21 protein-coding genes and 1 pseudogene are annotated in these 20,426 nt (G+C 65.6%); 15 read left to right on the top strand and 7 right to left on the bottom strand.

Translation table 11 applies throughout. The features are described 5' to 3' along the window. Window positions 1-129: 129 nt before the first annotated feature. The 5 genes and pseudogenes from ACWEVN_RS13295 to ACWEVN_RS13275 form a co-directional block, all read right to left on the bottom strand. Window positions 130-333 (bottom strand): annotated as a pseudogene (locus tag ACWEVN_RS13295) (EthD family reductase); the annotation flags it as partial. Between the two features lie 1,968 nt (window positions 334-2,301). Then, window positions 2,302-2,679: a hypothetical protein gene (locus tag ACWEVN_RS13290; protein WP_452051388.1), complete on the bottom strand. Its 378-nt coding sequence runs from the start codon at window positions 2,677-2,679 to the stop codon at window positions 2,302-2,304. A 111-nt stretch (window positions 2,680-2,790) separates the two neighbouring features. After that, on the bottom strand, window positions 2,791-4,719 hold the full coding sequence (locus ACWEVN_RS13285) for an ATP-dependent nuclease (protein WP_452051387.1): 1,929 nt from the start codon (window positions 4,717-4,719) through the stop codon (window positions 2,791-2,793). A gap of 545 nt (window positions 4,720-5,264) precedes the next feature. Next, window positions 5,265-5,882: a hypothetical protein gene (locus ACWEVN_RS13280; RefSeq protein WP_452051386.1), complete on the bottom strand. Its 618-nt coding sequence runs from the start codon at window positions 5,880-5,882 to the stop codon at window positions 5,265-5,267. A 208-nt stretch (window positions 5,883-6,090) separates the two neighbouring features. Further along, a complete protein-coding gene (locus ACWEVN_RS13275; protein ID WP_452051385.1) occupies window positions 6,091-7,242 on the bottom strand; it encodes a helix-turn-helix domain-containing protein in 1,152 nt (383 codons plus the stop codon). A 73-nt stretch (window positions 7,243-7,315) separates the two neighbouring features. On the opposite strand from ACWEVN_RS13275, the gene ACWEVN_RS13270 reads away from it, so the two are divergent. The 6 genes from ACWEVN_RS13270 (at window position 7,316) to ACWEVN_RS13245 (ending at window position 10,111) form a co-directional block, all read left to right on the top strand. After that, complete coding sequence (locus tag ACWEVN_RS13270) at window positions 7,316-7,555, top strand: hypothetical protein (protein ID WP_452051384.1); 240 nt, start codon at window positions 7,316-7,318, stop codon at window positions 7,553-7,555. Beyond that, window positions 7,552-7,749, top strand: coding sequence for a hypothetical protein (locus ACWEVN_RS13265; protein ID WP_452051383.1), 198 nt, complete (start codon window positions 7,552-7,554; stop codon window positions 7,747-7,749). Before ACWEVN_RS13270 ends, ACWEVN_RS13265 begins: the two co-directional genes overlap by 4 nt. Next, complete coding sequence (locus tag ACWEVN_RS13260) at window positions 7,746-8,042, top strand: hypothetical protein (RefSeq protein ID WP_452051382.1); 297 nt, start codon at window positions 7,746-7,748, stop codon at window positions 8,040-8,042. Before ACWEVN_RS13265 ends, ACWEVN_RS13260 begins: the two co-directional genes overlap by 4 nt. After that, window positions 8,029-8,295, top strand: a complete 267-nt coding sequence (locus ACWEVN_RS13255; protein ID WP_452051381.1) for a hypothetical protein — start codon at window positions 8,029-8,031, stop codon at window positions 8,293-8,295. Before ACWEVN_RS13260 ends, ACWEVN_RS13255 begins: the two co-directional genes overlap by 14 nt. Beyond that, entirely contained in the window at window positions 8,292-9,089 is a 798-nt protein-coding gene (locus tag ACWEVN_RS13250) for a helix-turn-helix domain-containing protein (RefSeq protein WP_452051380.1), read from the top strand. Before ACWEVN_RS13255 ends, ACWEVN_RS13250 begins: the two co-directional genes overlap by 4 nt. A gap of 125 nt (window positions 9,090-9,214) precedes the next feature. Continuing rightward, window positions 9,215-10,111, top strand: a complete 897-nt coding sequence (locus ACWEVN_RS13245; protein ID WP_452051379.1) for a phosphotransferase enzyme family protein — start codon at window positions 9,215-9,217, stop codon at window positions 10,109-10,111. Here ACWEVN_RS13245 and ACWEVN_RS13240 read toward each other — a convergent pair. Beyond that, window positions 10,070-11,485 carry a hypothetical protein gene (locus ACWEVN_RS13240; protein ID WP_452051378.1) on the bottom strand — a complete coding sequence of 472 codons (1,416 nt, stop codon included), beginning with the start codon at window positions 11,483-11,485 and terminating at the stop codon, window positions 10,070-10,072. The two genes, ACWEVN_RS13245 and ACWEVN_RS13240, sit on opposite strands and share 42 nt — an antisense overlap. A 185-nt stretch (window positions 11,486-11,670) precedes the next feature. Between ACWEVN_RS13240 and ACWEVN_RS13235 the strand changes: the two genes are divergently transcribed. Continuing rightward, window positions 11,671-11,883, top strand: a complete 213-nt coding sequence (locus tag ACWEVN_RS13235) for a hypothetical protein (protein WP_452051377.1) — start codon at window positions 11,671-11,673, stop codon at window positions 11,881-11,883. Here the strand turns inward: ACWEVN_RS13235 and ACWEVN_RS13230 are convergent. Further along, window positions 11,880-12,233, bottom strand: a complete 354-nt coding sequence (locus tag ACWEVN_RS13230; protein ID WP_206784217.1) for a GntR family transcriptional regulator — start codon at window positions 12,231-12,233, stop codon at window positions 11,880-11,882. The two genes, ACWEVN_RS13235 and ACWEVN_RS13230, sit on opposite strands and share 4 nt — an antisense overlap. A gap of 143 nt (window positions 12,234-12,376) precedes the next feature. On the opposite strand from ACWEVN_RS13230, the gene ACWEVN_RS13225 reads away from it, so the two are divergent. From ACWEVN_RS13225 to ACWEVN_RS13190, 8 genes are all read left to right on the top strand, one after another. Then, window positions 12,377-12,610: a hypothetical protein gene (locus ACWEVN_RS13225; RefSeq protein WP_452051376.1), complete on the top strand. Its 234-nt coding sequence runs from the start codon at window positions 12,377-12,379 to the stop codon at window positions 12,608-12,610. A gap of 91 nt (window positions 12,611-12,701) precedes the next feature. Then, a complete protein-coding gene (locus ACWEVN_RS13220; RefSeq protein WP_452051375.1) occupies window positions 12,702-13,490 on the top strand; it encodes an ABC transporter permease in 789 nt (262 codons plus the stop codon). After that, window positions 13,490-15,661 carry a cell division protein FtsK gene (locus tag ACWEVN_RS13215; protein WP_452051374.1) on the top strand — a complete coding sequence of 724 codons (2,172 nt, stop codon included), beginning with the start codon at window positions 13,490-13,492 and terminating at the stop codon, window positions 15,659-15,661. Before ACWEVN_RS13220 ends, ACWEVN_RS13215 begins: the two co-directional genes overlap by 1 nt. Before the next feature lie 139 nt (window positions 15,662-15,800). Further along, on the top strand, window positions 15,801-16,085 hold the full coding sequence (locus tag ACWEVN_RS13210) for a hypothetical protein (protein ID WP_452051373.1): 285 nt from the start codon (window positions 15,801-15,803) through the stop codon (window positions 16,083-16,085). Window positions 16,086-16,112: 27 nt separating this feature from the next. Further along, the gene (locus ACWEVN_RS13205; protein ID WP_452051372.1) at window positions 16,113-16,643 is read left to right on the top strand and encodes a hypothetical protein; all 531 of its coding nucleotides are present in this window, start codon (window positions 16,113-16,115) and stop codon (window positions 16,641-16,643) included. Beyond that, on the top strand, window positions 16,643-18,199 hold the full coding sequence (locus tag ACWEVN_RS13200; RefSeq protein WP_452051371.1) for a DUF3631 domain-containing protein: 1,557 nt from the start codon (window positions 16,643-16,645) through the stop codon (window positions 18,197-18,199). The genes ACWEVN_RS13205 and ACWEVN_RS13200 overlap by 1 nt, the downstream gene beginning before the upstream one ends. Continuing rightward, window positions 18,196-18,426, top strand: coding sequence for a helix-turn-helix domain-containing protein (locus ACWEVN_RS13195; RefSeq protein WP_247059664.1), 231 nt, complete (start codon window positions 18,196-18,198; stop codon window positions 18,424-18,426). The genes ACWEVN_RS13200 and ACWEVN_RS13195 overlap by 4 nt, the downstream gene beginning before the upstream one ends. Then, window positions 18,410-19,606 carry a site-specific integrase gene (locus tag ACWEVN_RS13190; RefSeq protein ID WP_452051370.1) on the top strand — a complete coding sequence of 399 codons (1,197 nt, stop codon included), beginning with the start codon at window positions 18,410-18,412 and terminating at the stop codon, window positions 19,604-19,606. Before ACWEVN_RS13195 ends, ACWEVN_RS13190 begins: the two co-directional genes overlap by 17 nt. The last annotated feature ends 820 nt before the right edge of the window (window positions 19,607-20,426 follow it).

Genomic DNA, 20,426 nt, shown 5'->3' with positions numbered 1-20,426 from the left:
GCAGGTCGCCGTCCGAGGGGTCCAGGCCCTTCGGACGGCCTCAGGCCTGCACCGGGTAGTGGAGGACGACGGCACCCCGGTGGCGTAGTTGGCCACATCGGCGGCGACCTGAAGGCCTTGAGGCGACTCCCGCGCGGCGGTCATCGCCGCGGCATCGGCGAAGTCGGCTTCGAAGATCGCGAAGTACGGAGACGGCCCCTGCGTCGTGGCCACGTCGAAGCTGTACCGCCATGCGAGCAGCCCGGGCATCCGAGCGACCAGCGGCAGGTGGTGGGTGACGTAGTACTCGCGGAAGTGCGCGGGATCGGCGGGCTCGGGATACAGGACCACCATCTTGTGCAAGAGAACCTCCATCCAGCGGCCACTCACTTCGACCCTCACCAGACGAGTCAGGCCCCGCCCGAGATGTCTCGGACGGGGCCTGATTTCACTGAGCCGCCTAGGGGAATCGAACCCCTGACCTATTCATTACGAGCGGAATTCGTCGCTTCTTGACCGCGGCCGCAGGGCTCTGACCTGCACATCCAGAGTCCCTAAGAGTCCGTGGACGTCCGTCGCTTGCCGCCCTGATTGACCCTCAGTCAGACACTCAGCAAACGGCAACGCGGCTGGCCAGCGGAGTCACACTCGTCCACGTGGGCAGCACATGCCACGGTCCGTACAACTCGTTGATCCAGCCACCAGCCCCACCGGACCAGCCCGGCACGGAAGGTGGGAACCAGTGACACCCAGGTGCAGATAGAGGCGGGCGGGTCACATGAACTGACTACTATAAGCAATTATTCAGATACTCCAAGTCGCCAGACGTCGCAACCGTCCCAGAGGGAAGATGGTTGCTCCGCATAGATCCATGCCAATCGGGAGCCATCGCTCAAGGTACAGTTTAGATTAATCGCAATGTGACCCAGATCACCAACTATCAGGCGACACTCATGTGTGATGCACCTCATAGTTATCATGATCGAAAGTGGGTTAGGCCACTATTGAAGTGTCGACTAACGCTAGACTCTTCAGTGTTTGACGGAGCTAAATATACCGTCTGACCTGCGCATATGTGAAGGTCCCCAACATCGTCATCCCTGAACCTCGAAAAAAATCTCAACCAGCGGGCCTTTTATCGAACCGCAATACGTGTCTACAGTGACTCATCCGTTATCGGTTGCCGTCCCCTGTCAACCGCAAGTCGTCAGGTTACGTGAGCCGCTTCCGGATGATGTTGTAACACCCGATCGAGCTAACGCGACGCTATGGACTGGCCGGGATACAAGGAGGACCCGCCCCAGGAAGCCCCCTGGAACGGGTCCGCCGCTCACCGCCTCAGCGCTTGCCGAGCCAAGTGAGCACCTTGTCGGTGATGTCGACAACGTCGACAATCAGCACGAACACGGGTATTGCGTGTGCAGGCCACTGGTTCCCCTCGGGGAGCCAGTGGCTCGCGGGCGGCCGAGGCTTTCTACGCAAGCGCGCTTCTCGCCGCGACCTGATCCACTCCTTCACTTTGTTGATCTCCAATCTCCTTCATGGCTCTGGCCTGCTCGCCGGCCCCAGGAAGGGAACGGATCAGACCAGCCTCAGAACGGAAGGAGTTGGGATCCCACTGTGAAGCCGTGGACCGTGGTGCCAACAAGCCCGGAATCGGGTCCTGTCAGATGGTGACGCTACGCACTTGCCGCAATGATCGGAAATTATCCGGGGCGTGACGTACGTTACAGTAACAGCGCCCAACCCTCCACGATGGGCGTGTTTTCGCAGGTCAGATGGCCGTTATCTGCCCGTTTCCTGGTCGAGTTAAAACACGGATCGTGAGGCTTGCATCACGTGATTTGCGCAGCCTTTAGGCCGTTTGAGCACCACCTCGCCTTGAGCGAAGTGCCCCTTCCTTAGACACGTTCCGTAATTCCCGAAATAACGGTGCGGAGCGAATGAGCGACTGCTAAGTAAGTTAGCATCGCCTCCGGGCTATAATCAGAAAAATCTCTCATCTTTAGCGTTAACAAAGATCCGCTTAGAGAAAACTTTCTTCCACTTGCCGGAAGTCAACGATGCACAGGCGGTTAGGCCGGCGGCCGCAGGACCCATCTCCAGGTGGGCAACGCCGAACCACCGCGCCAGCGGCATGCCCGCGGTAATTGGCAGAGCTCGAACATGCACGTCGGCAGCCACAGCACGTCGTACACCGCAACAGCGGGCCGAGTACGACAACAACTCCGTAAGTACGGCTGACTGAGGCCGTTAGCACTGCGACGGTCCGAAACCTGGGTCGACCAGCATCCGCGAAATCGTCTCACCCAGCAGCTTGGGTCATCGGGCCTTGATCAGGCCCATCCGGTCGGCCATGCCGCGGACTTCGCGGGCTACGCCTTCGCGCCGAGCACGAGCCAGCATTGCGGAGATGATCTCCCGCACGAACGGATTTATCCGGGTGCGGATGCCTAGGTCCTCGGATTTGACCAGCAGTGCCAGAACCTCCTCATCGGGACGCCGCATGCCATAGAGAGCGCGGGCGTGCTCGATCAGGAACGTCGTGCGGCGCGAGTCAATGGTCAGCTCGGCCGGGTCAACGGTCGCGGCCAGTCGCGTGGCCTCGGCGTGGTCGCCGCGTTCGAGGGCTGATGAGATGCGCCAGAGCACGACGTTGGCCGGGCTGAACAGCAGGAAGTTCCGGTTGCCGTACTCCACGTGCTCGGCCAGGCCAGCAGCTTCGTCGAGTGCCGCAGTGGCGCCGCCACCCAGGACAGATTCGGTGTAGCCGGTGTTGGCTCCAGAACGGCGTGCCGGCCTGCAGGAGATTCAGGATCGCAACAGACCGTTGAGGCGGACGAACAGGCTCTCCGCCTTGGCCAAGGTGGCTTGGCCGAGAGCTGGCGCCAGAGCTGTCTGTTCCCGGAGGAGCGTGGTCGCCGGCTTCAGATGACTGAATCTACCGCCGGCGACGCCTGTGTTCCGAAAGTACTGCTCAACCTGACGGACGATCCTCGGGTCCTTCGCGTTGATGTCGGCCAGGGAAATCGTCGTGCCGCCGAGCTCCCTGGCGTAAGCCCGGTTGACCAGGTCCAGGTAGAAGGCGGGATCGAAGATGTCCTCAATGTCAGCGTCACCCGTCTGGGTGAACTCGCTGATCTCCACCAAACCGCTCTTGGCGAGCTGGTTGTTGTCGCGTAACCGCTTGACCGCGCCAACGTCCTGGGTGCTGGAGTCGACCAGTACCGCCACGTCGACTTTGTTGGCGCCCAGCAGCGTGACGAACGTAGACAATTTCCCGGACCCGCCGATGGGGGTCTTGACCCAGCGCGGGTCTAGCCCAGTCCGGCCCAGATCAGTCAGCGCATCGGATAGGACGTCGAGGTAAATCAGGTCGCTGGGCCCTTCCAACAGCAGCGTGTGCTCACCGATGAACAGGCTTTGGGTCATGCCGATGCCCAACGCTGCATAGAGCGGGAAGGCAGTGTCCTCGTCTGCCTTGAAGATCTCGGAGGAGATCTTCGTACCGATCTCGTCGTAGTCGATGACGGTGCGCAGCCGGTGCAGCTGATCAGCAGACACCATGAAGGGCGAGTGGGTGGAGTAGAGGACCTGGTGCTTGGGCGCGAGCCGCTCGTCGATCAGCCGCAACAAGTCCTCCTGGGCCCGGCCGTGCAGCGATAGACCGGGCTCGTCGAGCAGTAGAACTAGCTGCTGTTTGGCGCTGTCCTCCAGGTCGGTGAAGTATGCCAAGAAAGAGAAGAACCAGACGAAGCCGCGTGAGCGCTCATCGAACGGCACCGATACCCCGTGACGATTGCTGAACACTCGGATCTGCAAGATCGGGCCCTGATCCAGGGGAGCTTTGGCGCCGACCTCCGGCGAGAGCACCTCCAGCTTCACCACGAGGTCCGTACTTTGTCGCCAGTACTTGAACACCTCGCGCGAGATGCTGGCATTGGCGTTTTCCTGCCTGCGAATCAACCGCTCATGGTTGTCCTGCGCAAGGAAGTCCTCCAGCTCGGAGCCAGCGATCCGCAGAAGGCTCACCAATGCCTGCTCACCCCGAGTCAGAACGCCCTGGTTCCGGCGTTGGATGAGGTCGGGGATGGACGCCTTGCCGGGCATCGAGTCGTAGTCGTCAAAGTAGACGAACTTCGGTAGAGCGGGGGCGATAAGACTATGCAACAGAGTCCAGCCTTCACCTCCCCCTCCATCGAGCTGGTTCAGCAACTCGGTCGACGCGCTGGACGGCTCCTCCAGCTTGCGTAGCGCCTTCGTCAGATCCTCGACCGAGTTGATCCCGATCGTACCCACGGTCTCCTTGACTGTGGGGTCAAGCTTGTCGAGTAGCAGCCAGAGCATCTTCTGCTCGTCGAAGTCGAAGTCCCAGTAAATCTCGCCGCTCCGGTACCCCCGTGTGACCGTGAACTGGCGACTCCTGAGCACGTCTAGGCCGTATTGACGCGCGACACGCTCAAACTCGGCGTCGTCGAGTTCAAAGGTCGCAGTCACGACCGGAACGAGTTCGTCCGCCGCCCACTGCCGACGCTTGCCAGTCTGCGTGGCCGGGAAGTCGATCTCCTCATCGAAGACCGCGGAAGACTCAACAGGGTTAAGTCGACAAAGCGCTTTTAGGGTCGCGGTCTTGCCAGACTCGTTCTTGCCCACCAGGCAGGTAACGTCATGCTCGACCGGGAACTCATCAGAGTTCTCAACCGAGCGGTAGTTGACGATGTGAGCGTTTACCAGTCGCACTCGCGTTCGTCCTTCCCTGGGGCACGTCTGCCCCAAAGTGAGCAGCACTGGGCTTAGCGTTATCGAGCAGCCTAACTCTCACTACCGACATTTCAGCGGACCAGCACATCAGGGATGTCGACCGGCGCTAACCCGGTCCGATTTGGCGAGTTGATCACCATCAACACCGCAAGGCACCTACTCAGTTTCGAGACGTCCAGCGGCGTTGCGCACGTCGTACCAGTGCCGGCAACTTGACACTGGCAGCGGCGCCGCTCCCTCCAAGGAGCGCCATCCACCCAGGGAGAGCACCTGCCACCGCAGCCAGAAGCACTATTAGCAGGCTGACAATTAAGAGCCAGCAGGTTACGTGTGATAGCAACTGACTTGTCCGACGAACTCGATCGTCGTCAGCAAGAATGAAGCGGACGAGCTGAACCAGCTCCGAGCGACGTCCGCCAGGTAGTGAAGGCATGATGAAAGGCCCCTCTTGGGAGCCTGCACCGTGCCCAATCGGCTAGCAGGATCTTTGGCTGCAACAGCTCGGGCGATTCATTCAGTTGAGGTCAGTTTACAGGACGCCGATACATAGCCGGCAGCAAGACACGCTGACCCGCATCGAGGGCCCTCATGACCTCCACGGTCGCAAGCAGCTCGGTCCCACAGCGACACAGAAGGTAGAAGGTCGGCACTACTTCGATGTCGCGCTCTTCGATCAACACTGTCTCCCGACGATGTTGCTCGCCAAGCAAGGTAAGGCCGAAAATGGTGAAATATTCACTATCTTCGGCGTCATCCCCAGCGGCGTACTCTTGGATCCAACGATCGCGGTAGCCTCGCGGATCCGGATTCCCACTGAGCTCCAGAATTGTCCGCCAATGCTTGGCAAACTCGTAATGCTCCCCGCTGAAACGTTGCTCTTTCTTTCCATTCCTTCCCAAGGGAAGACCAGAGACACTCGGTATCAGAAGCGGACCTTGCGAGGTTGGGTAGACCCGAGCCAAGATGTGTCCCCGCTTCTCGCAACGCGCTTCGAGCAGAACTCGACCACGGAACGTCCGATGCTTCTTGGGATCAAGACCTCGCTCAAGCACCTCCAGCACTGCGCGCTTGCATGAAAGTTGCCCTTCAACAAAAGACGGAATATCGGGCAAGATCAATCGCCGTCGCTCAATCGAACGCATGTCTCGATCAATCTCGGCTCTCAGCGTCCTACGCCAATCATTGACGTCTTGCTCGTCAATCTTCCTCGAACGCTCAGACGCCCTGTCACTTAGTCGCAACTTCGATACCACCCTTTGGATCACCTGAAGGCTTTGAGTTACGGCGTGTCGCACTCCTTCAGCGTGTCGTGCTCTCCTGGAAAGCCATGCACTTGAAGCCACCGCCTCACTACGAAGTCTTGATCAACCCCATCCGGTCGGCCATGCCGCGGACCTCGCGAGCGACACCCTCGCGCCGCGCGCGTGCAAGCATCGTGGAGATGATTTCGCGGACGAAGGGGTTCGTGCGAGTTCGGATGCGACCCAGCTTCTCGGCTTTGATCAGCAACGCCAGTACTTCCTCATCGGGACGGCGGACGCCGTAGAGCGCCCGAGCGTGCTCGATCAGGAACGTCGTGCGGCGGGAATCGATTGTCAACTCGGCCGGGTCAACGGTCGCGGCCAGTCTGGCGGCTTCGGCGTGGTCGCCGCGTTCGAGGGCTGATGAGATGCGCCAGAGCACGACGTTGGCCGGGCTGAACAGCAGGAAGTTCCGGTTGCCGTACTCAACGTGCTCGGCCAGGCCGGCGGCCTCGTCGAGCGCCGCGGTTGCGTCGCCGCCCAGGACGGATTCGGTGTAGCCGGTGGTGAGGGTGAGCGCGCCGCGGACGTCGTAGGCGTCGGCTGGCACGTAGTCCAGGGCGCGTTCGGCGAGCTTGGATGCTCGCTTGTGTGCGCCGAGGCCGGACAGGGCCTGGGTGCGCGCGAACTCGGCGAGGGCGATCCAGCCGGGTTCGCCGAGCCGCTGCGCTGCCTCGTGGCCGCGGTCAGCGGCGATCCAGGCCAGCTCGAACGCGCCGAGCCCCTTCGTGAGCAGGGCCGTGGTGTGGGTGGCGGTGACGAGCGAGCGGAGCGCGTCCGGCTTGTCGACGTGGGTGTGCAGGGCCAGCAGCAGCTCGGGGAGCCGGGCGCCGACCTCGGCGTCCTGGTTCGCCTGCCGCAGGGCTGCGACCAGCTGAGTCTCGGACAGCAGCTGCGCAAGGTCGCCGATCGGCGGCTCGGTGCCGTCGAGGTCGGTGCTCAACAGGGCGTCACGGATAGCCGGGATGGCAGAGTCGGCTTGCGGGTCGCGGATCTCCAGCCCGTCGCCGGTGATGTCGGAGAGGCTGACGCGGAGGGCGCCGGCGATTGCGACCAAGGTTGAGCGCTTGTCGATCGCCGTGCGTTCGTTCTCGATCTTGGACAGGTAGCCCTTCGACAGGCCGGACAGGCCGGCAAGCTGTTCGAGGGACAGGCCACGCCAACGGCGAAGCCGACGGATCGTGATGCCGATCGAGTCCATGCGCCTCAGGGTACAGACCCGGGTTTCCCAGCAGGAAACTTTTGTGACCTGCACCTTTGTACGGTCACTAACTATGCGTGATCGACGACGTACGCGGCAGAGCACCGAGGGCGCCGACCAGCTCGGCGGCCCGGCACGCGTCGAGGTCCAGGTACGGGACGACGGCCGGATCGCGCTGACCAGCTCGACGGCTTCGGGCGAGCCGATCCTGTTCAGCGCCGAGTCGGCCGCGCAGCTTCGGAACCAGCTGGGTGACGCGTTGACCGTCTCGCTGCGCGACGCTCGCACAGCCCGGGGGTGCAAAGCGCCATGACCGCGGAGCGCTTCGACGACCGGCCGACGTTCCGGTGCGGTACGTCGCTGTTCAACTCGGGTGGTCAGCGACTCAACGAGATCGACCTCGACACCTACCAGCATCCGCAGAAGCACGCGGACATGACCGATGCCGACTGGGAGCAGGCCGCCGCCGCAGTCCGGGCGTTCGACGTCGAGCAGGGGCTTCGATGACCGCGTTGGACGACGGGCCGATGACCAGCACCGATTTACACCAGGATTTCTGGGAGTGGCATGAGTTCACCGGCGGTGACGGGTGGGCTCACCTGTATCGGCACTCGGAGATGGCCAACCCGCGGCTCGTCATGCTGCTGCCCTGGTGTCTGACCGACGTCCGCTTCCCGCTGGAACACGACCGGCCCAGCATCAGCCCCCGACGGGTCATCCCGAAGCCTGGCCGGATGTGCCCGGTCTGCGCGGCCCAGAACGAGCACCGGCGGATCGGGGTGCCGCGTGCACGCTCGTGACCGCGAACTGCTCGCCGCGCTCTCGAAGGTCAACTCCAACATCGGAAGCGTCACGGTCGAGCTGCTGACCCTCCAGCTGGACGACGCAGCCTATGCCGCCGGCCTGCGCACCCTCGGCCGTCAACTCGTCCACATCGGCGTCGCCCTCACCCACCGCGCCGGCGAACTCGACGGCACCGAACTTGACCTCTTGTCCCTGCTCACCGCCCTTGATGCTGAACCGCACGACCGAACGGAGCTTCCTGAACCGTGACCGAAGCTGCACTCCGACCAGCCGTCATCGCCCTGGCAGGCGGACTACGCGAAGCCCGAAACGCACGCGGGTTTGGCTTGCGCAGGCTCGCCGACATGGTCGACCTTCACCCCTCCGCCCTATCGAGTTTCGAACTCGGCCAACGCGTGCCAGAGGACACGATCGTGGCTCACATCCTCGGTGTCTTGGGCTCACCGCAAAACGTGCGCGAACACCTCATCGACCTCGCCCGCCGTTCCCACGACCGCGACTTGGTCGACCGCGGTGGACACGCCCAGCAGTACCTGCGCACCGCCTTCGAACAGCGAGCCATCCGCGTAACCGAGTGGTCGCCGTCGCTTATCCCCGAGGCACTGCAAACCGCCGAGTACGCCCGCGCTCTGCGGGACACCGGCCTGCTCGCTTCGGAGGCAGCCAAGGCGGGCTGTCTCCTCCGCACCGCACGTCAGCTCACTCTGTCCGGTAAATCGGGGCCGCTGTACATGTTCCTGATCGGTGAGGCCGCCACACGCCCCGACGCCTGCCCGCCTGATGTCCTTCACGACCAGCTCGACCAACTGCGCACCTGGGCCACAAGGCCGCGGGTCGCCGTGCGCCTCGTCCCCACCGCCGACTGCCCGCCCGGCCTGATCGAACCGTTCACCCTCTACGAACGTCGCGCCGGCGCCCTCGCCGTCGCACTGCGCCACCACCAGGGCAGCGGCGTGTATTCCACCCATCAAGCCGCCTTGACGACCTACAAAAAGGTCGCCCAAGCACTACAGCACCGCGTCACAGAGAACGCGTGGCCCTAAGTCCCCGGCCGGCGCGCCTGCTTCCCCCCGAGCGGCGCGCCGGCCGGGCCTCAAGACCCGATTCGCCAAGCACACGCTCTTGCCGAAGCTCTAGCCTGGCCGAGGCACCCCGATAGAGGAGTCTGATGACATCGACGAAGGCTTTCACGACGGAGCGGACACAAGCTGTCTTCGAGGCAGCGTGCGCCTTCGCCGGGCTGGACCCGACCGACGCGCAACGAGTCCGCTTCGGGGAGAACGCCATCTACCGCCTGGCCGACGGCTCCGCCGTAGTGCGCGTCGGCCGCTCCATCCCGGCCGCCACGAAGGAAGTGCTCGTCGCCGGGTGGCTCGCCGAGAACCGATTTCCCGCCGCGACGGTGTTCGAAGGCAACGAACAGCCCTTCGTCGAGGACGGTCTACCCGTCACCTTCTGGAACTGCCTGGAAGAGGACGACACGCCGATCACCCCGGCGGAGTTCGGGAAACTGCTGCACAACCTGCACGCTCTTCCCCATCCGAAGGACTTCCGCTTGCCGGCCTTCTCCCCGATGCCGAAGGTCGAGCCGCGTCTTCAAGCCCTGAAGGGGAAGCTCCCCGAGACAGACCTCGACTTCCTGCGCGACCGGTACGAGGAACTCTCCGAGAAGTTCCAAGACCTTGAGTTCCCCCTGCCCGCCGGCCCCGTGCACGGCGACGCGCACCCCGGGAACGTCATGCGCGCCCCGGACGGAACGCTCAACCTGATCGACTTCGAGGATTTCGCCTACGGACCTCGCGAGTGGGACGCGGCCGTGCTCTCCGTCCGTCACCAGGCGTTCGGCTGGGCGTCCGAAGCCGAGTACGACTCGTACACCGCGGCCTACGGCTTCGATCCGGTCGACTGGCCGGGCTTCCCCGTGCTGAGGGCAATACGAGAGCTGAACATGACCATGTGGCTCTCGCAAACTGTCGACGAGTCCACCGAGGTCAAAGCCGAGGTCGAGAAGCGGATCAGCGACCTACGCGACGACCAGGCGCCCCGACACTGGAAGGTTTTCTGACGGCAGGTGCAGGTTGGCGAAGTCGAGGAACTCCTTGACCAACGGGTCGCCGGTATGCACGCCCAGTCGTCCGCGGAAGTCGTCGAGATACGAGATCACCCGGAACGACTTCAGCTTCGCCGCGGTCTCGACGACCGACCTGGCCACGTCCAACGCCTCTTCGAGGTTCCCGCCTTGCAGGTGCGACGTGGCCAGCACGGTCCGGCAGAACGAGAGGCTGCGGACGTAGGTCGACTCCGAGGCCGCGATCGACGCGGCCGCGTGGTGGTTCGCCAGCTCGGCGTTCCCGATGTCACGGAAGCAGTGCGCGAACTCGGCGTGTAGCTCCGCTTCGTCGAAGTAGTGAATCCACTCGGGGTCGTTCTCCCGGATGCCCTGGCAATGCCACCGTTCAGCCGTGAGCAGTGCGGCCGTGACGTCCTCCGCCCTACCGAGCGAGGCAAGCGCCCTGGCTTCCATAGCGTGGAACAGCGCCATCGTGGTCGGGGTGGCGTAGCCGTTCGCGCCTTTGTACGCAGCTCGCGCCAGGTCGACCGCCCGCTGGAAGTGCCCGAGGAAGTTCGCCTGGTGCGACATGCCCGCGAGGATTCGGCCGCACAGCGCCTTGTCGCCGGCCGCCTTCGCCAGGCGGAACGCCTGCGTCAAGTACCGCTGCGCGAGGCCGTGCGCACCCGTGTCGTAGGCCGTCCAGCCGGCGAGCCGCGTCAAGGCGGCGACCTCCCGGAAGTACTCGCGGCCGATCGGGTCCTGCGGGGACACGTGCCTGATGTTCGGCAAGATCTCCTGGTCGAGGAACGAGGCGACGAGCGACTTCGGCCGGCCACCGCCGTACTTGTAGTCGAAGCTGCTGAACATCGCGGTTGCCTCGCGAACCGCCTCGACGTCGACGATGGTGATCGAGCGCGGTTCGGTCGGCGGCCGCGATCCTTCGGTGTCCGAGTCGGTCAGCCACCGGATGACCAGGCCGCTCCATGCCTCCGGCACGACGGACAGCGGGCCGACCCGCTTCGGCGTCCACAACTCGAGTTCGGTGATCGCGCCCAGCGCGACCAGGCTGTGTGCGATCTCCTCCGGGTACTCCAAACCGACGTCATCCGAGGTCGTCTCGGACGCCGCGGCGAAGCCGATCTCTGCGAGGCTGACAGGCCGGCCGAGCAATTCGCCGAGGACGCCAGCGATCAGCTGACAGGTGCGCGGGTGCGGCTTCGTGCCGTCGAGCCAGCGCTTGACCGACACGTGGTCCGCGCTGACCAGCTCGCCGCCGTCTCTCTGGCTGCGTTCGCGCACCCGGCGGGCGAAGCCCTTGTTCGTCGCCCCCGCCTGTCGCATAACCGCAGCTAGAAGTGCGTTCGGCTGCTTCCCCTTGTCGACCACCGGTACCTCCGAAGGTCATTAAAGCACCCCCCGTGCACCCCCCACGTGCAAAAACGCACCCCCACGTGCACACTGCTGCACCCCCGCCCCCGCGCGGTTTCCTGAATTCATCAGCGACAACGCCGGATCGAAAATCCTGATCCGGACCGGCCTCCAGGCCCGTCGCAGAATGAAGGGAGACCGTAATGGCGAAGAACAACTTCCCGGTTATGAACAGCGGGAGCAGCTTGGTCCGCAAGGTGATCGGCCTGGTCACCGGGCTCGCAACGGTCGTGCTGATCGTCGCGCTGGTCGTCAAGTACCCGGCCGACTCGGCGAACTGGGTAAGCGGAGCCGCCCACGGCGTCGGAGTGGTGATCGACGGCGTCGTGCAGTTCCTCCGCGCCCTGTTCGGCTAATTCTCCCCCAGCTTCCGCTCGATCTCGCCGAGACGCTTCCTGATCTCGGCAATGGCCTGCCAGACCCGCTCGTCCCCTGAGGCCTCAGGACGAGTCACGGAGTCACCTTCGGCCGGCTGGGTACGGACGAACGAGCCCTTGCCGTGCCGGATCACGACCAGGCCCTCTTCCCTGAGGTGGGCAACGGCGCTCTTGGCCGTGTTCACCGCCACCCCCCAGGAATCGGCCAGTTCCTGGTAGGTCGGCAACTGCGCCCCGGGGGCGTACTCCCCCGACAGGATCGCGGCCCGAAGACCGCCGGCTACTTGCAAGAACGGCGCACGCGGGTCGTCCGGGTTCAGGGATGCCATACCACCAGCGTAGGCCAAGTCAGTTGGCTAAGTCAGTTCTCCCATGTCAGTTGACAGAGTTAATAGACAGGACTTACTTTGGATCTCGGTCGACACCGGCCGCTCCCGAGCGGGAGACCTACAAGTCGTTGGAGTTCACACCAATGGATGACCTCATCCCCTTGCCCAGCTACGCCCCGGACGGCCTGGCCGAATCGGACATCGACGCGATGATCGCCGAATACTTCGTGACGGCTCACGACCAGGAAACGGTGAGTAGCAGCCTGGCGCCGAGCACGGACCGGGTCGCGACGCATCGACACATCCGGCGCATCACCCGCCAGACCGTCAACTCGGCTCTCCGGGGCCGGTCGGACAGCCCCGGCGCGGCCGCTTGAAGCCGCCTCGGCCCGGCGCACGGAACCGCCAAGAACCACCCGCCGGACCGGGCTTCTCCCAACCACTTCCAAGCCAGTCAGGAGAACACCCATGGTAGGGCTCGACACGCCCACGAACACCCGAAGCGCGTACCCGCCTTCGGTCACCGACCTGCTGCCCCGTGTCCGCGAGTTCGCCGCGGACCTGGGCGAGTGCCCCTCCCGGAACCGGATCATGACCGAGTTCAAGGTGGGTGCGCCGAAAGCCCGCGCCATCCTCGCCACGCTGAACGAGGAGGCCGACACCAAGCCCCTGCGGAAGCTGCACGCGGTGACGGAACCCACCGAGGTCAAGGAACCGGATCCGTCATCCGAGACCTCGGACGAACCAGCCTCGGATGACGCAGAGCCGCAGGTCAACGTCACCGCAGACCCGGGCGCGACGCCGGAGAAGGTGCGGCGGATCAAGTTGTGGCCAGTGCTCCTCCTGGCCCTGCCGGCGTTCGTCGCCGTCTGGAGCGGCTGGGTCGGTCTCGGCAGGCTGACCGGGTTCGGCCCTATCCAGCTCCTGCCGGGGATCTGGGACCACCTGACGATCAACTCGGCGATCACGCTCCCGATCGGGGTCGAGACCTACGCGGCGTTCGCCCTGCGGGTCTGGCTGTCCCCGGCGACCCGAACTCACCGAGTCCGCAGCTTCGCGAAGTGGTCGGCCCTGGGTTCGCTCGTCCTCGGGATGGTCGGCCAGGTCGCTTACCACCTGATGTCCGCCGCGGACGTCGAACGCGCTCCCTGGCCGGTGACCACGCTCGTCTCCTGCCTGCCGGTGGTCGTCCTCGGCTGCGGCGCTGCCCTCGCACACCTCGTACGCGACACCACCGACCAGGAGGTGAACGACTGATGAGCACCACCAACGAACCGGACGGCGGCCGCGTGATCGCGTTCCCCGGCACGGCTTCCGGGGAGGCCGACCCGTTCGTCATCGACGCCGAGCCCGGCGACGAGGCCACGGAGCAGTCGCCGGCGGTCCCGGTCGACCGTCCGGTCACGGACGGCTCGTCCTGGCTGGACCGCCTCCGCTCGCAGAACCGCCAGGCGATCATCCCCGGCTACCTCAAGTCGACGGCCGACGCGAAGGACGCCGCGAAGTGGGTTGGGAAGCACTACGCGCACAAGGCCGGCTACCACGCGGCGCGGTCACCGCTCTACGCGCTTCGGCTCGCGGTGCGTTCTCCTCGGGGTCTTTTCCTCCTGCTGGCAGCGACCGGCCGGTACGTGACCGACGCCGAAGGACGCCCGGCCCGTTCGGAGACAGCCACGGCGGATAAGGCCGACCTGTACCTGAAGCTATCGCAGCAGCGTGACCGGCGAGTCGTGCTCCGGCTGATTCAGCTCGGTCTCGTGTCGACGGCCGGCCTGGTTCTGGTGTTCACGCTGCCCAACGTTCTGCCGGAGTGGGTGATCTGGGCTTGCGGTGCCATCGCGGTTGGACTGCTCGGAAAGCTCGGGTCCACCCGGGACAACCCGGTGGTGTCGTCTCGCGCCGTCCTGTCCACGCAGGTCCAGAAGCTCACGAGTGACAACGTCGTTCAGGCGCTGTCGGTGCTCGGCATCGCGGGCATCAACCAGGCCCTCACCAAGAACCCGAACGCAATCGGGTTCACAGCGCCGATCACTCGCGACGGCCCCGGCTGGCGCGCCGACGTCGACCTTCCGCCGGGCGTCACGGTGTCCGAAGTGGTCGAGCGGCGCGCGAAGCTCGCGTCCGGCCTCGGCCGGCCCCTCGGCTGCGTCTGGCCGGAGGGCAACGCCGAGGTTCACCCCGGGCGGATGGTCCTGTGGGTCGGCGATCAGGACCTGTCCAAGTCGCGACAGGCAACTTGGCCGCTGCGGAAGCCCGGCACCGTGGACCTGTTCAAACCGCAACCGTTCGGCACCGACCAGCGCGGCCGGTGGGTCGACATCACGCTGATGTTCATCTCGATGGTCATCGGCGCGATCCCGCGGATGGGCAAGACGTTCACGCTGCGAGAGCTGCTGCTGATCGCCGCGCTGGACCCCAGGGCCGAGCTGCACTCGTTCGACCTCAAGGGAACCGGCGACCTCTCACCGCTGGCGCCGGTGTCGCACCGGTACCGCGCCGGCGACGAGCCGGAAGACATCGCGTACGCCGTCGCCGATCTGCGGGCGCTCGCCGACGAGCTGCGGCGGCGCGCGAAGGTGATCCGGGAACTGCCGAAGGACCTGTGCCCGGAGAACAAGGTCACGCCGGAACTGGCCGACAAGAAGTCCCTCGGCCTGCACCCGATCGTGATCGGCGTCGACGAGTGCCAGAAGTGGTTCGAGCACCCGGAGTACGGCGCGGAGATCGAGGAGGTCTGCACCGACCTCGTGAAGCGCGGCCCGGCACTGGGCATCGTGATCATCCTGGCGACGCAGCGGCCGGACGCGAAGAGCATCCCGACCGCGATCAGCGACAACGCGGTGATGCGGTTCTGCCTCAAGGTCACCGGCCAGCAGGCCAACGACATGGTTCTCGGGACCTCGTCGTACCGGAACGGCATCCGGGCCACCACGCTGTCCTTTCGGGACAAGGGCATCGGTTACCTGGCCGGCGAGGGCGACGAGCCGCGCATCACCCGCGGCGTGTACATCGACGGCCCGGACGCCGAGAGGATCGCCGCTCGCGCACGAACGGCACGGCTGGCGGCCGGACGGCTGACCGGCTACGCCGCCGGCCTCGACCTCACGCCCGAGGAGGACGAGGACACGAGCACCTTGCTCGCCGACGTGCTGACCGCGATCGGCGACGCCGAGAAGGCGTGGTCGGAACGCATCGTCGACCGGCTCGCCGAGCTGCGGCCGGCGGTCTACGGCCCGTGGGCCGAACTGCCCACCGGGGCGGCGAAGGCAACCCAGCTCTCCACCGCGCTGAAGCCGCTCGGGATCACCACCAAGCAGGTGTGGGGCAACGACGTCGACACCGGCAGGGGCGCCAACCGGATGGGCGTCAAGCGCGAGTGGATCGCCGACGCACTGACCGAGCGTGACCGGAACCGCAAGAGCGGCTAGCTCCCGCAGGGCTCTAGGTCTAGAGCCTCGTCCCTCTAGACCTAGAGCCCTCCCTAGACCACCACAACAGCGCTGATCAGCGCCCTAGCACCTAGAGGCGCGGGCCGAATGCGGCCAAAAAACAGCCCCGGAGGCTCCGTTGAACCCCCTCAGCAACCCGACCGTCCTGCTCCTGCTCGTTCTCACAATCATCACTCTCGGCTACTCATGGTCGTGCGCGGTCTACCCCTACAAGCCGTGCCGCTCCTGCCGGGGCTTCGGCAATTTCCGCTCGCCACTGCTCCGCGCGATCCGGCTCTGCCGCCGGTGCGACGGCACCGGTCGCACGCTCCGCGCCGGCCGCCGCGCCTACAACTCCTGCCTCCGCGCCCGCCGGTCGTACCGCGATCTCCGTGACCGCGACCGCCGCGACAACAGCCGCTGACGCGCAGCTCAACCGAAAGGCCACCCCATGAAGACCACATTGCTCGACCCCGAGCGTCAGTTCCTGGGCTGCGTGATGCAGGTCCGGCTGACAGGGGCCCGTCGACTGCTCGCCGGCATGCGCGCCGACGACTTCGGCTCTCCGATCGCCGCCCGCGTCCTCCAGCTGGTCATCGAGCTGACCGGCGCGGGCCAAACGCCGACCCCGATGGCCGTCATGGACCACGCCCGCGAGCGGACAGCGACCGAACCGCGATCCGGCGGCGCGCACCGCCTGCACAGCCTCGGCCTCTGGATCGTCGAGACCTACACCGACGGCCCGATCCTGCCGCCGCCGTACTACGGCGCCTGGCTCAAGGCCGTCGTGCTGAAGAACGCCTACCGCCGCGCCGTCCGGGAGCACGCGGCCCGCCTGGTGCAGGCCGTCGAAGACGACTCGCCGACGGACGTCGTCCGCCACCAGCTCGACGACACGGAACGACTCGACGACCTGTGGCGGCGCTACCGCGAGGCCGGAGGCGACGACGAACCGACCGCCCGCCTGGAGGTGGCCGCCTGATGTCCGGATTCGACGACACCCTGTCCGTGATCGACTTCATGATCTCCGACGAGCAGGCACCCAGCTGCCAGCAGTGCGGCCGGCCGCGCGGTGACTCACCGTCCGGCGACTTCTGCTCGGAGAACTGCCAGCACGTATGGCGCGGCCGCCACATCGCGGCCCAGCCGGCCGAGGACGGCGGCACCCAGCCGAGCGAGCTGCCCGAGGTCGCGCCGGCCAAGCCGCTCACGTGGCTCGGCCCGACACCGGCCGGCACCTTCGCGAAGCCGGGTCACGAAGTCCTCGACGCGGTCGTGACGTTCGTGGCGCGCTTCTCCGCCTTCGCCAACGAGCACGCCGCGCCGACGCTCGCGCTCTGGTACGCCCACACCCACGTCGCCGAGCGGCTGTATGTCACGCCGCGCCTGATCCTCGACTCGGCCGAGCCGGGGAGCGGCAAGACGCGCGTGCTGGAGGTCGCGCAGTACCTCGTGGCCAAGCCGGAGATGACCATCAGCATCACGCCGGCCGCGATCTTCCGCATGCTCGCCGACGGGCCGATGACCCTGTTGTTCGACGAGATCGACGCGGTCTTCAACCCCAAGACCGGCGGGAATAACGAGGACCTGCGCGCCCTGCTCAACGCCGGCTACAAGCGCTCGGCGACGGTGACGCGGTGCGTCGGCGACGCCAAGAGCATGAATGTCACGCGCTTCCCGGTCTACGCGCCGGTCGCGCTCGCCGGGATAGCCGGCGGAATGCCCGACACGATCACCACCCGGGCGATCACCGTGCACATGCGCAAGCGCCGGTTCGACGAAGTAGTCGAGGAGTTCATCGAAGAGGACGTCGAACGCGAGTCGGCGCCGGTGCGCGCCGAGCTGGCGGAGTGGGTCGGGCGCGTCGGCGACGAGGTGAGCCGCACACGGCCGGAACGCCCGGACGGTGTCCGGGACCGTGCTGCGGAGATCTGGCGGCCGCTTCTGGCGATCGCGGATGCTGCCGGCGGGCACTGGCCGGAAACCGCGCGTCGGGCTTGCCGTCACTTCGTGCTCGAAGCGACCGCGCAACCGGCTTCGATCGGCGTGCGGCTGCTGGCGGACGTCCGGCAGATATTCGCCGCGGAGAACACCGACCGCATGGTCACCGCCGAGCTGATCCGCGAGCTGCACGCGATCGAAGACGGCCCGTGGACCGACATCCAGGGCAAGCCGCTCGACAGCCGCCGTCTCGCGAAGGAACTCGACCGGTACCTGGTCCGACCGAAGGACCTCAAGGTCAGTGGCAAGACGCTCAAGGGCTACCGCATCGACGGCGACGGCGGCTTGGCCGACGCCTGGAGCCGCTACCTCCCGCCGCTCGAAGCGGGCGCGACCTCCGCGACCAGCGCAACCCCGCAGGTCACCGCCACATTCCGGGCCGCGGAGGCGCCGGGTTCGACCGCGACCTCCGCAACCGAGGTCGCGGACGGTCGCGGCACTCGACAGCCGCTCGCACCCGTCCCGACCAGGCCGGTCGCGGAGGTCGCGGATGTCGCGCCTACCAAGCCCGACCACGACACCGAGGGGGACCGATGAACGCCGTACCCATGCCGGTCGCTGTGCCCGAACGGCACCTCTACCGGATCACCGAAGCCATGCGCCTGCTCTCGATGAGCCGCTCGGTCATCTACGAACAGCTCCGCTCGGGACGCCTGCGCTCGGTCAAGCAGGGACGCGCCCGGCTCGTGCCAGCCGTCGCCATCCAGCAGTACGTCGAGTTGCTCATGAAGGAAGCGGAGGTCAGCTATGGCGAGTCGGCGTAGCCGCGGGGACGGCGGGCTCTACTGGTCGGAGAGTCGTCAGCGCTGGATCGCCGAGCTGACGACCGGCTACCGGCCGAACGGGAAGCGGATCGTCCGAAAGGCGAGCGGCAAGACCAAGACCGAAGCCAAGGACAAGCTCAAAGAGCTGATTCGTGACCTCGAAGAGGGCGCGGCCAACGCGTCGACCGGCTACACGGTCGAGCAGGCGGTGAACGACTGGCTGGTGAGCTACGAACGCGGCGAGCGGGACCCCAACACAGTGAAGGCCGTCCGGTCCCTGGTCAACAACCACATCGTTCCCGCGATCGGTGCTCGGCCGCTGGTGAAGCTCGAAGTTGACGACGTCGAGGACTGGCTCGCCGAGAAGGCTGAGGTCCTAGTGACTTCGACCTTGCGCAACCTGCGCTCGATCCTCCGCCGGGCGATCAACCGCGCTCAGGTGCGCAAGCGGGTTCGGTACAACGTGGTGCTGCTGTGCGACGAGCTACCAGCCGGCAAGGGAGCCGGGCGGCCATCGAAAGCACTGACGCTCGCGCAGGCCGAAGCGGTGCTCGCGGCGGCGGAGTCGTCGCCGATGCGCGCCTACATCGTGGTATCCCTGCTGACCGGCGCACGGACAGAGGAGATGCGCCCGCTCACCTGGGACCACGTGGACCTCGTGGGCAAGCCGAACGCAACGCCGGCGATCCCGCCGAACGTCAAGGTGTGGCGTTCAGTCCGTGCCCGCGGCGAGACGAAGACGCGAAAGTCGCGGCGCACGCTGGCGCTGCCTGAACGGGCCATCAAGGCGCTAGAGGCGCACCGAGTGGCCCAGCAGGCGATAAAGACGGTCGCGGGCGACGACTGGCGCGAACAGGGACTCGTGTTCGCAACCAACGTCGGCACCGAACGGGACGTCAACAACGTTCGACGGGACTTCCGTCGGGTGATCAAAGCAGCCGGGCTCAACCCGACCCAGTGGACGCCCCGTGAGCTGCGGCACAGCTTCGTCTCGATCCTCTCGGACGGGGGAATGCCGATCGAGGAGATCTCGCGGCTGGTCGGGCACAGCAGCACCGCCGTGACAGAGCTGGTCTATCGGAAGCAGATCCGGCCGGTGGTCGAGTCCGGCTCGACCGCGATGGACCAGCTTTTCCCTGCAGCGCGTGAGCCTGCAGGGTCTGCCGACCAGACGTCTTAGCGCCCATCCAGCATACGAGTCGGTCCCCACCTGAGCTGTCAGGTGGGGCTGACCTCATTGTGCGGCTCAAGCACGAAACAAATCTTCCCGAGTCCCGACAGACGTCGCTTCGCCGATCCTCGAAAACTCACCGGACTCGCCGTCGCCAAAAAGCACTGGCATGCTGTGGCGCGCGCAGAGCGGGCACGCCCCACGGAACATCCAGTAGCTGGCTACCCCTGGTGTGCGATGGCGACCTGGTCCGCCTACCCGACGGCACAGCCCTCGCGCTCGACACACGATCGACCTCACTGGGCATCGCAGCCGCGCCAGCCTCCGCTGTCAGCGGAGGGCTGGCGCTCCTACGACTGCGATACAAAGCTTTATCAACCCGAGGCAAGCATCCCTAGCATCTGATGACCCGCGTTCAACGTCCCGCATGCCGATGACGTCTTGACCGGACCCGAGACCGCAGAGCGTCGGTCCAACGACCTCGTGGTGCCACTGATCATGGGCCACCAAAAAGATTCGGGCCCGCCGCCCTGACTCTGGCAGGAGGAGAGCAGCGGGCCCAGTGACAAGACTGACGGAATCCGTCGTCTGGTCTCTACATCGTTGAACGCATCGCTGCCGTGCAAGTTCTGTGACTCAGCTCACAAGTTCTCGGCTTTGCCAGCACCCTCTGTCATCCGCCACTCAGACAGCGCCCTAGCCAGACGTTTTCTGGCATGGCGAGCTTGATCAGCCCGAGGCAAGCATCCCTAGCATCTGATGACCCGCGTTCAACGTCCCGCATGCCGATGACGTCTTGACCGGACCCGAGACCGCAGAGCGTCGGTCC

Source organism: Amycolatopsis sp. NPDC003861 (assembly GCF_053605405.1).
The sequence above is the reverse complement of the archived record's forward strand: the minus strand, read 5'-3'. Positions and strand labels throughout refer to the sequence as shown.

Excerpts from the sequence above, each read along its gene's own strand:
- ACWEVN_RS13260 (WP_452051382.1), top strand. The coding sequence starts at position 7,746 with ATGACCGCGTTGGACGACGGGCCGATGACCAGCACCGATTTACACCAG.
- ACWEVN_RS13200 (WP_452051371.1), top strand. The coding sequence starts at position 16,643 with ATGTCCGGATTCGACGACACCCTGTCCGTGATCGACTTCATGATCTCC.
- ACWEVN_RS13215 (WP_452051374.1), top strand. The coding sequence starts at position 13,490 with ATGAGCACCACCAACGAACCGGACGGCGGCCGCGTGATCGCGTTCCCC.
- ACWEVN_RS13245 (WP_452051379.1), top strand. The coding sequence starts at position 9,215 with ATGACATCGACGAAGGCTTTCACGACGGAGCGGACACAAGCTGTCTTC.
- ACWEVN_RS13270 (WP_452051384.1), top strand. The coding sequence starts at position 7,316 with ATGCGTGATCGACGACGTACGCGGCAGAGCACCGAGGGCGCCGACCAG.
- ACWEVN_RS13280 (WP_452051386.1), bottom strand. The coding sequence starts at position 5,882 with ATGCGTTCGATTGAGCGACGGCGATTGATCTTGCCCGATATTCCGTCT.
- ACWEVN_RS13265 (WP_452051383.1), top strand. The coding sequence starts at position 7,552 with ATGACCGCGGAGCGCTTCGACGACCGGCCGACGTTCCGGTGCGGTACG.
- ACWEVN_RS13205 (WP_452051372.1), top strand. The coding sequence starts at position 16,113 with ATGAAGACCACATTGCTCGACCCCGAGCGTCAGTTCCTGGGCTGCGTG.
- ACWEVN_RS13275 (WP_452051385.1), bottom strand. The coding sequence starts at position 7,242 with ATGGACTCGATCGGCATCACGATCCGTCGGCTTCGCCGTTGGCGTGGC.
- ACWEVN_RS13230 (WP_206784217.1), bottom strand. The coding sequence starts at position 12,233 with ATGGCATCCCTGAACCCGGACGACCCGCGTGCGCCGTTCTTGCAAGTA.
- ACWEVN_RS13235 (WP_452051377.1), top strand. The coding sequence starts at position 11,671 with ATGGCGAAGAACAACTTCCCGGTTATGAACAGCGGGAGCAGCTTGGTC.
- ACWEVN_RS13225 (WP_452051376.1), top strand. The coding sequence starts at position 12,377 with ATGGATGACCTCATCCCCTTGCCCAGCTACGCCCCGGACGGCCTGGCC.
- ACWEVN_RS13195 (WP_247059664.1), top strand. The coding sequence starts at position 18,196 with ATGAACGCCGTACCCATGCCGGTCGCTGTGCCCGAACGGCACCTCTAC.
- ACWEVN_RS13190 (WP_452051370.1), top strand. The coding sequence starts at position 18,410 with ATGGCGAGTCGGCGTAGCCGCGGGGACGGCGGGCTCTACTGGTCGGAG.
- ACWEVN_RS13220 (WP_452051375.1), top strand. The coding sequence starts at position 12,702 with ATGGTAGGGCTCGACACGCCCACGAACACCCGAAGCGCGTACCCGCCT.